Raw genomic sequence first — 14,183 nt, forward strand, 5'->3', positions numbered from 1 at the left:
TGGTGTGGCAGGCAAACTGATGGCGGTGAGCGACACGCACGTCGGGCACCGGGGCAACCGGCCGATCACCGAGGAGATCTTCCCGGATTCGCCGGACGACTGGCTGATCGTCGCGGGCGACGTGTCGGAGAAGACCGACGACATCCGCTGGGCGCTGACGTTGCTGAAGAGTCGCTTCGCGAAGGTGATCTGGGTGCCCGGCAACCACGAGTTGTGGACCACCGCGAAGGATCCCGTGCAGATGCACGGCAAGGCGCGCTACGACTATCTGGTCGACATGTGCCGGGAGATCGGTGTCGTCACCCCCGAGGACCCGTACCCGGTGTGGGAGGGCGACGGCGGTCCCGCGACGATCGTCCCGATGTTCCTGCTGTACGACTACACGTTCCTGCCGGACGGGGCCACCGACAAGGCCGACGGACTGCGGATCGCCCGCGACAAGAACGTCGTCGCGACCGACGAGTTCCTGCTCTCGTCCGAGCCGTACGCGACCCGCGACGCGTGGTGCCGCGCCCGACTCGAGGAGACGCGGAAGCGCCTCGACGCGTTGGACGCCACGATCCCGACGATTCTGATCAACCACTTCCCGCTCGTGCGTCAGCCCACCGAGGTGCTCTACTACCCGGAGTTCGCGCTGTGGTGCGGCACGATCTCGACGGCCGACTGGCACACCCGCTACAACGCCGCGTGCTGCGTCTACGGCCACCTGCACATCCCGCGCACCACCTACTACGACGGTGTTCGCTTCGAGGAGGTCTCGGTCGGCTACCCGCGCGAGTGGCAGCGGCGCGGCCTGCCGGACAAGTTGCTGCGTCAGATCCTGCCGGTGCCTGAGTACGCGCCCGGCACGCTCAACAAGTTCGGCGGCCACTTCCGGATCACCGCCGAGCAAGAGGCCGAGTACGAACGCATGCGCGCACAGCGCTGACAGGGGAGTTGGATTGATCGAGCGCATTCTGCCCACCGGCGTGAAGTCCGCGGAACTCTTCGAGGATCCGCCGGGACTGCAGCCGCATCCGCAGGAGGAGTCGCTGATCGCCAAGGCGGTCGAGAAGCGGCGCCGCGAGTTCATCGGAGCCCGGCACTGCGCCCGCCTCGCGATGGCGGACCTGGGAGTGGAGCCGGCGCCGATCCTGCGCGGCGACATGGGTTCTCCGGTGTGGCCGCGCGGCGTCGTGGGGAGTCTGACGCACTGCGACGGCTACCGCGCCGCGGTCCTCGGCTACGCGATGCAGGTGCGCAGCGTCGGCATCGATGCCGAACCGAACGGCCCGCTGCCGAACGGCGTCCTCGACGCCGTGAGCCTGCCCCAGGAGCGTGAGTGGCTGGCGTCGGTCGGCCCCGCGCCCGTCCATTGGGACCGGCTGCTGTTCTGCGCCAAGGAGGCCACCTACAAGGCGTGGTTCCCGCTCACCGGCCGGTGGCTCGGGTTCGAGGACGCGCACATCACGTTCACGGCCGGCACCGAGACCTCCGACGGGATCGCCGGGACGTTCCATTCGCGGCTCCTGGTGCCGGGGGACACGACGGACGGCGGTGCGCCGCTCGCGAATTTCGACGGCCGCTGGATCGTCTCCGACGGACTCATCGTCACCGCCATCGCGGTGAGCTGACGGGGGAGCCGAATCGGCGAACCGGGCGACGGCTGGCAGAATCGGACCACGTGCCCAAGTCTCAGAAACCGTCCTCCGGCCTCGTCGGCGCCGGCCTGCTGATCGTCGACAAGGAAGCTGGGATGACCAGCCACGATGTCGTCTCGCGTTGCCGGAAGCTGCTGAACACCCGCAAGGTGGGGCACGCGGGCACCCTCGATCCGATGGCGACCGGCGTGTTGATCCTCGGCGTGGAGCGGGCGACCAAGCTGCTCGGCCTGCTGGCCCTCACCACCAAGTCGTACAGCGCGACGATCCGGCTGGGTCAGGCCACGACGACCGACGACGCGGAGGGCGAGGTGCTCACGACCGCCGACGCGTCCGCCGTTACCGACGAGCAGATCGCCGCCGAGATCGCGAAACTGACGGGCGACATCCAGCAGGTGCCCGCGAGCGTCAGCGCCATCAAAGTGGACGGACAGCGCGCGCATGCCCTGATCCGGGCCGGCGAGGAGGTCACCCTCGCGGCGCGTCCCGTGACGGTGTCGCGCTTCGACGTGTTGGCGCGCCGGGACGTCGCGACGGAGGCCGGGGGTTTCGTGGACCTCGACGTCGACGTCGACTGCTCGTCGGGCACCTACATCCGGGCGCTCGCCCGTGATCTGGGCGCGGCACTGGGCGTCGGGGGACACCTGACCGCGCTGCGCCGCACGAAGGTCGGACCGTTCACGCTCGAGCACGCGCGCACCCTGGACCAGTTGGCCGAGGATCCCGCAGTCAGCCTCGACATCGACCAGGCCGCGCAGACCGCGTTCCCGCACCGGCAGATCAGTGACGCGGAGGCCGAGTCGATCAGCCAGGGACGCTGGCTCGAGCCGATCGGCCGCAAGGAGATCTACGCCGCCATCGACCCGAGTGGACACACGATCGCGCTCATCCAGGAACGCGGCAAGCGGGCCAGTTCGGTGATGGTCGTGCGCCCCGCGACGCTGCGGTAGCGGTGGTCAGCTACCCGGGATGAAGCCCGGGTAGACGAAGTGGCCGGGGCCGCCGCCGGGCAGTCCGCCGCCCAACGACCCCGGGTAGTCCTGAGCCAGCTTGGTGAGCTTGTGCGGGTTGCCCTCGCGGTCGGCCTGCCAGCACTCGAGCAGAACGCCGTGAAAGCCGGTGCACACGATGCGGGTGCTGGTGCCGAACGGCGACGTGAGCCGGTTCTGGCTGACGAACGGGTTCCAGTAGTCCAGGTCCGTGGGCGTGAGGAAGCCGTTGTAGTCGAACGGCGCCAACGGGCTGGGATAGGGCGGGGGCGTGGGCCACTCGTCCGCCGACGCGATGCCCGCGCCGGCCAGGACGACGGTCGCGGCCGCGCACAGCGACGCGGCGACACGGGCGGTACGGCGGACGGTTGTGCTCATCGCGGACCTCGTCTCGAACGGCTGCCCGCCTCGGACGCGGGATGCGTGAGCCGAGCCTAGACCAGCCAGATGGCCTGTGCCGCAGGGTTGCCGAGGTCGACGTTCCCGGTGCCCGCGTCGCTGCCGAGCCGGATCGAGACGGTGCCCGCGAAGTCGCGCCGCTCGACGACCGTGATGTCGGTGTCGAGGGCGATCCCGACGGAGTCGAAGTACCGGAGCATCGCCGGATCGGCGTCGGAGATCCGGGCGACCCGGCCGGACTCGCCGTCCTGGTAGTCGCTCAGCTGCCGTGCGGGGGGAGTGGGCACCGACCCGTCCGCGGACGGGATGGGGTCGCCGTGCGGATCACGTTCGGGGAAACCGAGCTTGGCGTCGATCCGGTCGATCATGCGGTCGGACACCGCATGCTCGAGAACCTCGGCCTCGTCGTGGACCTCGTCCCAGCCGTAGCCGAGTTCGTTGACGAGGAAAGTCTCGATCAGCCGGTGCCGGCGCACCATGGACACCGCCGCGGAGCGACCGGCGTCGGTGAGGGCGATCGAGCCGTACCGGGCGTGATCGACGAGTCCCTGATCGGACAGCTTGCGGATCGCTTCGGAGACCGTGGAGGCGGATACGCCGATGCGCTCCGAGAGCAGCTTGGTCGACACCCGCTCCCGCGACCATTCCTGGACCGTCCAGATGACCTTGAGGTAGTCCTGTGCCACCGACGACAAGGTCTCCGGGCGCGTCACCTCGCTCGGTGCGGGTACGTCTGATTTCTGCGTGGCCACGGATACGAGCTTAGGCAACCATCACGTGGGACACACATCACCTCCCGTTCGGTTCGGCGATTGCGCAACATGATCAGCGGATTCGGGGCGCAGGGTCGGTCCGAACGTGACCGGTGTGTGCCGTGGCCGTAGGCTGCCACCTGTGCAGAGATGGCGAGGTCTGGACGATGTGCCGGCGGACTGGGGGCGTTGCGTCCTGACGATCGGCGTTTTCGACGGCGTGCATCGTGGGCACGCGCAACTGATTTCCCGTGCGGTCGACGCGGCGCGGGTGCGTGGAATCCCCAGTGTCCTGATGACATTCGATCCGCATCCGGCGGAGGTCGTGCGGCCGGGAAGTCACCCGGCCCAGTTGACGACGTTGCCGCGGCGTGCGGAGTTGGTCGAGGAGTTGGGCATCGACGTCTTCTGCGTCATGCCGTTCACGACCGAGTTCATGAAGCTCTCGCCCGAGCGGTACGTGCACGAGATCCTCGTCGAGCGTCTCCACGTCTCCGAGGTCGTCGTGGGGGAGAACTTCACGTTCGGACGCAAGGCGGCCGGAAACGTCGATCTGCTGCGCGAGACCGGTGCGCGGTTCGGATTCGCGGTCGACGGCGTGAATCTGCTCGCGGAGCACGCGGTGACGTTCTCGTCGACCTACATCCGCTCGTGCGTCGACGCCGGGGACGTGTCGGCGGCGGCCGAGGCGTTGGGTCGCCCGCACCGCGTCGAGGGCGTCGTCGTGCACGGCGACGGTCGCGGTCGTGGACTCGGGTTCCCCACCGCGAACATCGCACCGCCGATGTACTCGGCGATCCCCGCCGACGGCGTCTACGCGGCCTGGTTCACGGTGCTCGGTCCGGGTCCCGTCGAGGGCACGGTGGAGCCGGGCAAGCGATACGCGGCGGCCGTGTCGGTCGGTACGAACCCGACGTTCTCCGGTCGCACCCGGACGGTCGAGGCGTTCGTCCTGGACCGGGAGGCCGACCTGTACGGCCAGCACGTGGCTGTCGATTTCGTCCAGCGCGTGCGCGGGATGGAGAAGTTCGACTCCGTCGATGCGCTCATCGAGGAGATGGGGCGCGACTCCGACAAGGCCCGCGCGATCCTCGCGGAAGCGGCCGATCGCTGACGGCCCGAACCGCCTGGTAAGATCTTCCGCTGGTGTGTGCTGCGGTTCGCGGCGGCCGCACCGTCGGATGTCCGGGGTGACCCGCGATCGCCGATTCCTTTCACGCGGACGTCAGTTACAGGAGTGCACCAAGTGGCATTGACCACCGAGCAGAAGAAGCAGATCCTCGGCGAGTACGGACTGCACGAGACCGACACCGGTTCGCCGGAGGCGCAGGTGGCCATGCTCACCAAGCGCATCGTCGATCTCACCGAGCACCTGAAGATGCACAAGCACGACCACCACTCCCGCCGCGGCCTGCTGCTGCTGGTCGGACGCCGTCGTCGTCTGCTGAAGTACGTCCAGAAGGTTGACATCGCGCGTTACCGTTCGCTCATCGAGCGTCTCGGCCTGCGCCGATAAGACGCGCTCACGGCGAGTCGCCTCGCCGACCTCACCGATAGCCAGCGAGGCACTGTTTAGACTGAGCCTCGTTGGCTATCGGTGTTTGCACCACCAGGGTGTGTACGACTGCCACCCGACCCCGTAGCCGTGGCGTCGGTCTTCGGTAGTGGCCCTCCGGACGAGTTCCGGCTGGCTTCGATCGACGGCCGCCTCCGCGCTGCAAGGGGTGAACAGCCGCGACCACGCCGGGCACGATGCCTGCGCGGAGCGGCAAAAGACGAGAGGGAAGAGAAGAAAAGTAATGACAGACAACACCGCAGTAGAGGTCGAAGAGGGCGTGTTCGAAGCCACCGCCGTCATCGACAACGGGAGCTACGGCACCCGCACCATTCGTTTCGAGACCGGTCGCCTCGCGCAGCAGGCCGCCGGCGCCGTCGTCGCCTACCTGGACGACGAGACCATGCTGCTGTCGGCCACCTCGGCCAGCAAGCAGCCCAAGGAGCATTTCGACTTCTTCCCGCTGACGGTGGACGTCGAGGAGCGCATGTACGCCGCGGGCCGCATCCCCGGCTCGTTCTTCCGTCGTGAGGGACGTCCCTCCACCGACGCGATCCTGACCTGCCGCCTGATCGACCGGCCGCTGCGCCCGTCGTTCGTCGACGGTCTCCGCAACGAGATCCAGGTAGTCGTCACGGTCCTGAGCCTCGATCCCAAGGACCTGTACGACGTCGTCGCGATCAACGCGGCATCCGCGTCGACGCAGATCGCCGGTCTTCCGTTCTCCGGCCCCGTCGGTGGCGTGCGCGTTGCGCTGATCACCTCGGAGGAGAACAAGAAGGGTCAGTGGGTCGCGTTCCCGACCGTCGAGCAGCTCGAGGGCGCCGTGTTCGACATGGTCGTCGCGGGCCGCGTCGTCGAGTCCGGTGACGTCGCCATCATGATGGTCGAGGCCGAGGCCACCGAGAACGTCATCAGCCTGATCGACGGTGGCGCGCAGGCGCCGACCGAGGCGATCGTGGCCGAGGGCCTCGAGGCTGCCAAGCCGTTCATCGCGAGCCTGTGTGCCGCGCAGCAGGCGCTGGCCGAGAAGGCTGCAAAGCCGACCGGCGAGTACCCGCTGTTCCCGGCCTACCAGGCCGACGTGTACGCCGCTGTCGAGGCCGCTGCCACCGAGAAGCTGTCGGCGGCGCTGTCCATCGCCGGCAAGCAGGAGCGCGACGACAAGACCGACGAGGTCAAGGTCGAGGTCCTCGAGCTGGTTGCCCCGCAGTTCGAGGGTCGCGAGAAGGAGATCGGCGCAGCGTTCCGCTCGCTGACCAAGAAGCTTGTGCGCCAGCGCATCCTGCGCGACCAGTTCCGCATCGACGGCCGCGGCATCACCGACATCCGGTCGCTGTCCGCCGAGGTCGCCGTGATCCCGCGGGCCCACGGTTCGGCGCTGTTCGAGCGTGGCGAGACCCAGATCATGGGCGTCACCACCCTCGACATGGTCAAGATGGCGCAGCAGATCGACTCGCTGGGCCCCGAGACCAGCAAGCGCTACATGCACCACTACAACTTCCCGCCGTACTCGACCGGTGAGACGGGTCGCGTCGGTTCGCCGAAGCGTCGCGAGATCGGCCACGGCGCCCTCGCCGAGCGCGCCCTCGTGCCGGTGCTGCCGAGCCAGGAAGAGTTCCCGTACGCGATCCGTCAGGTCTCGGAGGCGCTGAGCTCCAACGGCTCCACCTCGATGGGCTCGGTCTGCGCCTCGACCCTGTCGCTGCTGAACGCCGGTGTGCCGCTGAAGGCTCCGGTCGCCGGCATCGCCATGGGCCTGGTCTCCGACGAGGTCGACGGCGAGACCCGCTACGTCGCGCTCACCGACATCCTCGGCGCCGAGGATGCCTTCGGCGATATGGACTTCAAGGTCGCGGGCACCAAGAACTTCGTCACGGCGCTGCAGCTCGACACGAAGCTCGACGGCATCCCGTCGCAGGTTCTCGCCGGCGCGCTGTCGCAGGCGCACGATGCTCGTACCACGATCCTCGAGGTCATGGCCGAGGCCATCGACGCTCCGGACGAGATGAGCCCGTACGCACCGCGGATCACCACCATCAAGGTGCCCGTGGACAAGATCGGTGAGGTCATCGGCCCCAAGGGCAAGATGATCAACTCGATCACCGAGCAGACCGGCGCCAACATCTCCATCGAGGATGACGGCACGGTTTACGTCGGTGCCGCGGACGGCCCGTCCGCGCAGGCTGCGATCGACATGATCAACGCCATCGCCAACCCGCAGCTGCCCAAGGTGGGCGAGCGCTTCCTCGGCACGGTCGTCAAGACCACCGCCTTCGGCGCGTTCGTCTCGCTGCTCCCGGGCCGCGACGGACTGGTGCACATCTCCAAGCTGGGCAACGGCAAGCGGATCGCCAAGGTCGAGGACGTCGTCAACGTGGGCTCCAAGCTCCGCGTCGAGATCGCCGACATCGACAACCGCGGCAAGATCTCGCTGATCCCCGTCGAGGAGGGCAACGAGTCTGCTGCCCCCGCCGAGGGTGACGCCGCCGCCGAGTAGTTCGGCACACAGCACTGCCCTCGGCCCCGCACGGTTCGTCCGTGCGGGGCCGAGGCTTTTCGTCCGCGGTGTATCGTGGATCGACGTTCACCACCCCCTCCGGCACCTGTCCGGACTGTCGCAGACTCTCCCGCTGTCGCAGACACCCCTGGACTCGAGGAAAAACGAACCGCCATATGGCTCAATCTCTTCGCGAGAAGCCCCGCCGGGGCTCCGCACCGAACAGTCGTCCGCAGACCGGCGTCCAGCGCACCGTCCTTCCCGGTGGTCTCCGGGTGGTCACCGAGCACGTGCCCGGTGTGCGTTCGGCTTCCGTCGGCGTCTGGGTCGGGGTGGGGTCGCGCGACGAGCAGCCCTCCGTCGCGGGTGCCGCGCACTTTCTCGAGCACCTGCTGTTCAAGTCCACCCCGACCCGCACGGCGCTCGACATCGCGCAGGTGATGGACGGTGTCGGCGGCGAGCTCAACGCCTTCACGTCGAAGGAACACACGTGCTTCTACGCGCACGTCCTCGACGACGATCTTCCGCTCGCGGTGGACCTGGTGAGCGACGTGGTGCTGCGGGGTCGGTGCCGGTCGGTCGACGTCGACGTCGAGCGTCAGGTGGTGCTCGAGGAGATCTCGATGCGCGACGACGACCCGGAGGACCTGCTCGGCGACGCGTTCCTGACCGCGCTGTTCGGCGACCATCCGGTGGGGCGTCCGGTGATCGGCAGCGTCGACTCCATCGAGGGGATGACCCGGAGCCAGCTGCACTCGTTCCACGTCCGCCGGTACACCCCCGAGCGGATGGTGGTCGCGGTCGCCGGCAACATCGAGCACGAGCACACGGTGGAACTGGTGCGGCGGGCCTTCGCCGGGCATCTCGACCGTGCGGTCGATCCGGCACCGCGGCGAGGCGGCGCGATCCGGCTGCGGACGGCGCCGACGCTGAGCCTGACCAAGCGGGACAGCGAGCAGGCCCACCTGGCTCTCGGTGTGCGGGCCTTCGGCCGCCACGAGGGACACCGCTGGCCGCTGTCGGTCCTCAACGCCGCCGTCGGCGGCGGCCTGAGTTCTCGTCTGTTCCAAGAGATTCGGGAGGAGCGGGGCCTCGCGTACTCCGTGTACTCCGGCGTGGACACGTTCGCCGACACGGGCGCGTTCTCGGTGTACGCAGGATGCCAGCCCGACAACCTCGGCGAGGTCGCGACGCTGATCCGTGAGGTGCTCGCGAACGTCGCATCCGAGGGCATCACCGATGCCGAGTGCGCTCGGGCCAAGGGATCGTTGCGCGGATCGCTGGTGCTCGGACTCGAGGATTCGGGGTCGCGGATGACGCGGATCGGGCGCAGCGAACTCAACTACGGCAACCACCAGTCGGTGTCGGAGACGCTGGCCCGGATCGACGAGGTGACCACCGAAGAGGTGCGTGAGGTGGCGCGCGTGCTGCTGCAGCGCCCGTTCGCAGCGGCCGTCGTCGGGCCGTATCGGCGCAAGCGGGACCTGCCGGCGTCGGTGCGGGGGATCGTCCGGTAGATCCGGCGGTCACTGTCGGTACATCGCGACGCGCACGACGTCCGCGGGATCGACCAGGTGGTCGTGGCCGTCCTCGCCGGCGTCGATCTGCACCCAGTCGATGCGGCCGGTGAACGCGTTGTCGCCGGCCGGGTACTCCGGCGTGACGGTGGACAGGCTGTCGCGCCCGACGTCGGTGTACTCGTAGCCGAAGCCGATCGGCTCGGTGCGTTCGATCCGTCCGGTCGCGACCGACGCGCCGTCGACGAAGAGTGTCACGGTGCCGCCCTTTCCGAGCCCGCCGCCGTCGTACGCGAACTCGCTGCGCACCTGGTGCAACCCGGCGGGGACGGGGCCGGGGGCGCGGGTGTAGCTCCGCTCGAGCCCGAACAGGTTGTAGCAGAACGTCGGTCGGCCGTCGTGGAAGTAGAACGACCAGCCGCCCGCGTGCCCGCCGAGGTTGAGGATCACGCCGCGGGCGCCGCCGTCGGGCACGTCGACCTGTGCCGTCAGTGACCAGGATCGATTGCGCCAGTTGACGATGTGCATCTCGAGCAGCGCCTCCATGCCCGGCAGCAGCACCTGCCGGTTGCCCGGGACGAGGCTCGGCTTGCCCGACAGCCCCGGCAGCACCCGCTCGAACGTCCGGTCGTCGAGCGGCAGCACGTTGTGCCGGGTCGCCTCGATCAGGAACACCCGCTGCAGTTCGTGCAGCCGATCGGGATGCTCCCTCGACAGGTCGCGGGCCTGCGTCCAATCGGAGCTGCCGTCGTAGAGCTCCCACACGTCGTCGTCGAACGCGATGCCCGTCCCGCCGAGGATCTGCCACGGCGTCCGATGCTTGGCCACCGCCGACCAGCCCCGGTGGTAGATCCCGCGGTTGCCGAACATCTCGAAGTACTGCGTGACGTGCCGCTCGGGAGCCGACGCGTCGTCGAAGCTGTAGGTCATGTCGACGCCCTCGACGGGATCCTGCCGGACGCCGTTCACCGTCGTCGGCGCCGGGATGCGGGCGGCCGCCAGCACGGTCGGGACGACGTCGACGACGTGATGGAACTGGTCGCGGATCTCGCCGCGGGCGGCGAAGCCACGCGGCCAGTGCACCACCGTGCCGTTGCGGGTGCCGCCCCAGTGCGACGCGACCTGCTTGGTCCACTGGTACGGGGTGTCCATCGCGTGCGCCCAGCCCACCGCGTAGTGCGGAGACGAGTCGGGGCCGCCGAGCTTGTCGAGCTGGCTCACCAGGAACTCCGGCGTCTCGATCTCCGCCATACCGTTGAGGCTGATCAGCTCGTTGAACGTGCCCTGCAGCGTGCCCTCGGCCGACGCACCGTTGTCTCCGATGATGTAGAAGACCAGCGTGTCGTCGAGGGCGCCGACCTGCTCGATCGCGTCGACGACCCGGCCCACCTGGTGGTCGGTGTGTTCGAGGAACCCGGCGTAGTTCTCCATCTGCCGGCGCAGCACCGGCAGCAGCATCTCGTCCATGTCCTCCCACGCGGGAATCACGTCGTGCCGGCGGGTGAGTTCGGCGTCCGCGGGCACGACGCCGAGTTTCTTCTGGCGGGCGAACGTCCGCTCGCGGAGGGCGTCCCAGCCGTCGTCGAAGCTGCCCCGATACCGTTCGGCCCACTGCGGCGGAACATGGTGCGGGGCGTGGGTGGCGCCGGGCGCGAAGTACAGGAGGAACGGCTTGTCGGGGGTGAGGGCCTTCTGCTGCCGCACCCACGTGATCGCCTTGTCGGCCAGGTCCTCGGTGAGGTGATAGCCCTGCTCCGGGGTGCCCCACGGTTCCACCCGGGTGGTGCCCTCGTGCAGCGTGGGATACCACTGGTCGGTCTCGCCGCCGAGGAAGCCGTAGAAGTACTCGAAGCCGTTGCCCGGCGACGGCCAGCGGTCGAACGGTCCCACCGGGCTGGTCTCCCAGATCGGTACCTCGTGGCACTTGCCGACGTGGGCGGTGGCATAGCCGTTGAGCTTGAGGATCTCCGCGAGGGGCGCGCACGAGTCCGGCCGGACGGATGTGTATCCGGGCGCTGCCGTCGCCATCTCGGTGATGCTGCCCATCCCCACGGTGTGGTGGTTCCGCCCGGTGAGCAGCGCGGCCCGTGTCGGGGAGCACAGCGCGGTCGTGTGGAACCGCGTGTACTTCAGGCCGGCGTCGGCCAGGCGCTGCGCGGTGGGTGTCTGCGCCGGCCCGCCGAAGGTGCTCGACGCCCCGAACCCCACGTCGTCGAGCAGCACGATCAGCACGTTCGGTGCCCCGGCCGGGGGTCGCAGCGGCCGAAGGGGCGCGAACCGTGCGTCCGGGTCCTTCGCGTCGTACAGGACGGTGCCGGTATACCTTTCGCTCGGTATCGGCAGGATCTGCCGGCCGATGTCGCCGGGATCGTGGTTTTCGCTCGTTGTGCCCACCGGGACGACCTCCCTGACGATTCGCGTGCCGTCGGCGTCCTCTCTCGACGGTACGGTCCGGTCGCCGCGGTTCGCAGGGAAATCTCAGCCTCGGCGTGTGTGGACGGGAGTAGCCTCGGAACTGCGTCGGTCGGTGGGGTCGGGCGCCCGTCCGATCCGTGGTCGGTGTCATTGTTGGCGCCCGAAATGACTGTCCGACATCGAATTCCGATAATTGCGTCGATGGCAGAGACGGGGCTGACGGAACATGGACGAACTGGCGGAGTGGGACATCGTCACCGGCGTCGGGATCACGGCGCTCGGGGTGGCGGCGGGCCGGGCGATGGAGACGCACCGGGACGGCGGCCTCGTCGCCGATCCGTACGCGGAGGCGTTCGTGGAGGCCGCGGCGCCACCGGCCCCGATGCCGACCCGACTCGAGGACGCCGACGACCGCGAGGTGCCGTGGCGATCGATGGCCGACTACATGGGAGTGCGCTCACGCTATTTCGACGAGTATCTCCGCGGCGCGAGCGGGGCGGGGATCGGGCAGGTGGTTCTGCTCGCGGCGGGTTTGGACGTGCGCGCGTACCGGCTGGACTGGCCGGACGGCACCACCGTGTACGAGCTGGACGCGCCGAAGGTGCTGTCCTTCAAGGATGATGTCCTGGCGGCGCAGGGTGCAAGTCCACGCGCCGAGCGTCGGGCAGTTGCAGTGGACCTGCGGGAGGACTGGCCGAAGGCATTGCAGGAGAAGGGGTTCGATCGTTCGGCCCCGTCCGCGTGGCTGGCCGAGGGGCTCCTGCCCTTCCTCCCGAACGTGGCGAAGGAGAGGCTGTGCCGATTCGTCACCGACCTGTCCACGCCGGGTAGTCGTTTCGAGGTGGAGCACATCGACGACGTGCGGGGAATGATGCAGGAGGAGTCGACGCAGCGTGCCCGCGATCTGTTCGGCGTCGACATCGAGTCGCTGTGGCCCGACGACGGACCGTTCGATCCCGCAGAGTGGCTGGCGGACCACGGCTGGGACGTCGACGTCGAACGCTCGGCAGATGTCGCCGAGCGATTCGGCCGCACGCTCGAGAGTCCGGGCGGGGATCCTGCGCGGTCGAGCATGTTCATCACCGCGGTCCGTGTGTGACCGGTGAATGTCGGATGCGGGCCGCGGAGCCGCACATCGTAGGCTTGTGGCGAACACATTCAGGGATTCAGGGATTTCGGGCGGAGCGTGTACGTGACTTCAGCAGCACCCATCAGGGTCGGTGTCCTCGGCGCCAAGGGCAAGGTCGGTCGCGCGATGTGCGACGCCGTCGAGCAGGCCGACGACCTCGAGCTGGTGGCCGGCGTCGACCAGGGTGAGCGCATCGAGCACTTCGTCGATCAGCGCACGCAGGTGGTCATCGACTTCACCCACCCCGACGTGGTCATGGACAACCTGCAGTTCCTGATCGCCAACGGCATCCACGCCGTCGTCGGCACCACCGGCTTCGACGACGCCCGCCTCGCGCAGGTGCAGTCGTGGCTCGACGAGCGCCCGGGTGTCGGCGTGCTGATCGCCCCCAACTTCGCGATCGGCGCGGTGCTGTCGATGCGGTTCGCGGCGGCTGCGGCACGCTTCTTCGACTCGGTCGAGGTCATCGAACTGCACCACCCGAACAAGGCGGATGCGCCGTCGGGCACCGCGTACCGGACGGCGGCGCTCATCGCCGAGGCACGCGAGAAGGCCGGCCGCGGGGCGAGTCCCGACGCCACCACCACCGAGCTCGAGGGCGCACGTGGTGCGGACGTCAACGGTGTACGGGTCCATTCGATCCGGCTCGCGGGTCTGGTCGCGCACCAGGAGGTGCTCCTGGGCACGCAGGGCGAGACCCTCACCATCCGGCACGACTCGATCGACCGGAACTCCTTCGCACCCGGCGTGCTGCTGGGCGTGCGGGAGATCGGTAAGCGCCCGGGGCTGACCGTCGGCATCGACCCCCTGCTCGACCTGTGAAGAACCAGTCCACCCGCGTCGTCGTCGCGATCGCGGCGATCGTCGTGGCGCTCTCGTTCTACTTCGTGCTGCTCGGTCAGCGCGGCGTTGCGCTGATCCAGGACGGCCGCGCTGTCCCTGTCGTGCTCGGTATCGCGGTGCTGGTGCTGCCGTTCCTCGGCGTGTGGATGGTCGTCGCGACCATTCGGTCCGGTCTGGCGCACCAGCACCTCGCTCGCCGCATTCACGACGAGGGCCTCGAACTCGACGTCGAGGATCTGCCGCGCCGGCCGTCGGGCCGCATCGAGCGCGACGCCGCCGACGAACTGTTCGCGCAGGTCAAGCAGGAGTGGGAGGCCGACCCCGACAACTGGCGCAACTCCTACCGGCTCGCGCGGGCGTACGACTACGCCGGTGACCGTGGCCGGGCCCGCGACACGATGCGCCGCGCCGTCGCGCTCGAGAAGCACGAGCGGGAGAGCTGAC

13 protein-coding genes are annotated in these 14,183 nt (G+C 68.8%); 10 read left to right on the plus strand and 3 right to left on the minus strand.

Annotation, left to right across the window (positions count from 1 at the left end):
* Positions 1 to 4 precede the first annotated feature (4 nt).
* Genes LCL87_RS19610 through truB form a run of 3 tightly spaced genes read left to right on the plus strand, consistent with a single transcriptional unit; the run spans position 5 to position 2,590 of the window.
* Complete coding sequence (locus LCL87_RS19610) at positions 5 to 928, plus strand: metallophosphoesterase family protein (protein ID WP_225022827.1); 924 nt, start codon at positions 5 to 7, stop codon at positions 926 to 928.
* Positions 929 to 941: 13 nt separating this feature from the next.
* Positions 942 to 1,613 (plus strand): 4'-phosphopantetheinyl transferase Npt, encoded by a 672-nt coding sequence (gene npt / locus LCL87_RS19615; protein ID WP_225022833.1) that lies wholly within the window; start codon positions 942 to 944, stop codon positions 1,611 to 1,613.
* Between the two features lie 50 nt (positions 1,614 to 1,663).
* Complete coding sequence (truB, locus tag LCL87_RS19620) at positions 1,664 to 2,590, plus strand: tRNA pseudouridine(55) synthase TruB (protein ID WP_225022835.1); 927 nt, start codon at positions 1,664 to 1,666, stop codon at positions 2,588 to 2,590.
* A gap of 6 nt (positions 2,591 to 2,596) precedes the next feature.
* Here truB and LCL87_RS19625 read toward each other — a convergent pair whose 3' ends face one another.
* Together LCL87_RS19625 and LCL87_RS19630 are read right to left on the minus strand one after the other, a co-directional pair.
* Positions 2,597 to 3,007: a hypothetical protein gene (locus tag LCL87_RS19625; RefSeq protein ID WP_225022837.1), complete on the minus strand. Its 411-nt coding sequence runs from the start codon at positions 3,005 to 3,007 to the stop codon at positions 2,597 to 2,599.
* 56 nt (positions 3,008 to 3,063) lie between these two features.
* Positions 3,064 to 3,741, minus strand: coding sequence for a metal-dependent transcriptional regulator (locus tag LCL87_RS19630; protein ID WP_225023094.1), 678 nt, complete (start codon positions 3,739 to 3,741; stop codon positions 3,064 to 3,066).
* Between the two features lie 181 nt (positions 3,742 to 3,922).
* On the opposite strand from LCL87_RS19630, the gene LCL87_RS19635 reads away from it, so the two are divergent.
* The 4 genes from LCL87_RS19635 (at position 3,923) to LCL87_RS19650 (ending at position 9,352) form a co-directional block, all read left to right on the plus strand.
* Positions 3,923 to 4,894, plus strand: a complete 972-nt coding sequence (locus LCL87_RS19635) for a bifunctional riboflavin kinase/FAD synthetase (RefSeq protein ID WP_225022839.1) — start codon at positions 3,923 to 3,925, stop codon at positions 4,892 to 4,894.
* Between the two features lie 132 nt (positions 4,895 to 5,026).
* The gene (gene rpsO, locus LCL87_RS19640; RefSeq protein WP_031939812.1) at positions 5,027 to 5,296 is read left to right on the plus strand and encodes a 30S ribosomal protein S15; all 270 of its coding nucleotides are present in this window, start codon (positions 5,027 to 5,029) and stop codon (positions 5,294 to 5,296) included.
* 283 nt (positions 5,297 to 5,579) lie between these two features.
* Positions 5,580 to 7,835, plus strand: coding sequence for a polyribonucleotide nucleotidyltransferase (locus LCL87_RS19645; RefSeq protein ID WP_225022841.1), 2,256 nt, complete (start codon positions 5,580 to 5,582; stop codon positions 7,833 to 7,835).
* Between the two features lie 176 nt (positions 7,836 to 8,011).
* The gene (locus LCL87_RS19650; RefSeq protein WP_225022843.1) at positions 8,012 to 9,352 is read left to right on the plus strand and encodes a M16 family metallopeptidase; all 1,341 of its coding nucleotides are present in this window, start codon (positions 8,012 to 8,014) and stop codon (positions 9,350 to 9,352) included.
* 9 nt (positions 9,353 to 9,361) lie between these two features.
* On the opposite strand, the gene LCL87_RS19655 is transcribed toward LCL87_RS19650, so the two are convergent.
* Positions 9,362 to 11,746 carry an arylsulfatase gene (locus LCL87_RS19655; RefSeq protein ID WP_225022845.1) on the minus strand — a complete coding sequence of 795 codons (2,385 nt, stop codon included), beginning with the start codon at positions 11,744 to 11,746 and terminating at the stop codon, positions 9,362 to 9,364.
* A 247-nt stretch (positions 11,747 to 11,993) separates the two neighbouring features.
* Here LCL87_RS19655 and LCL87_RS19660 point away from each other — a divergent pair, with 247 nt between their 5' ends.
* From LCL87_RS19660 to LCL87_RS19670, 3 genes are all read left to right on the plus strand, one after another.
* Positions 11,994 to 12,866, plus strand: coding sequence for an SAM-dependent methyltransferase (locus LCL87_RS19660; RefSeq protein ID WP_225022847.1), 873 nt, complete (start codon positions 11,994 to 11,996; stop codon positions 12,864 to 12,866).
* A gap of 93 nt (positions 12,867 to 12,959) precedes the next feature.
* Positions 12,960 to 13,718: a 4-hydroxy-tetrahydrodipicolinate reductase gene (gene dapB, locus LCL87_RS19665; RefSeq protein ID WP_225022849.1), complete on the plus strand. Its 759-nt coding sequence runs from the start codon at positions 12,960 to 12,962 to the stop codon at positions 13,716 to 13,718.
* Positions 13,715 to 14,182: a hypothetical protein gene (locus LCL87_RS19670; RefSeq protein ID WP_225022850.1), complete on the plus strand. Its 468-nt coding sequence runs from the start codon at positions 13,715 to 13,717 to the stop codon at positions 14,180 to 14,182. Before dapB ends, LCL87_RS19670 begins: the two co-directional genes overlap by 4 nt.
* The last annotated feature ends 1 nt before the right edge of the window (position 14,183 follow it).

Source organism: Prescottella equi, assembly GCF_020171745.1.
Lineage (GTDB): Bacteria > Actinomycetota > Actinomycetes > Mycobacteriales > Mycobacteriaceae > Prescottella > Prescottella equi_A.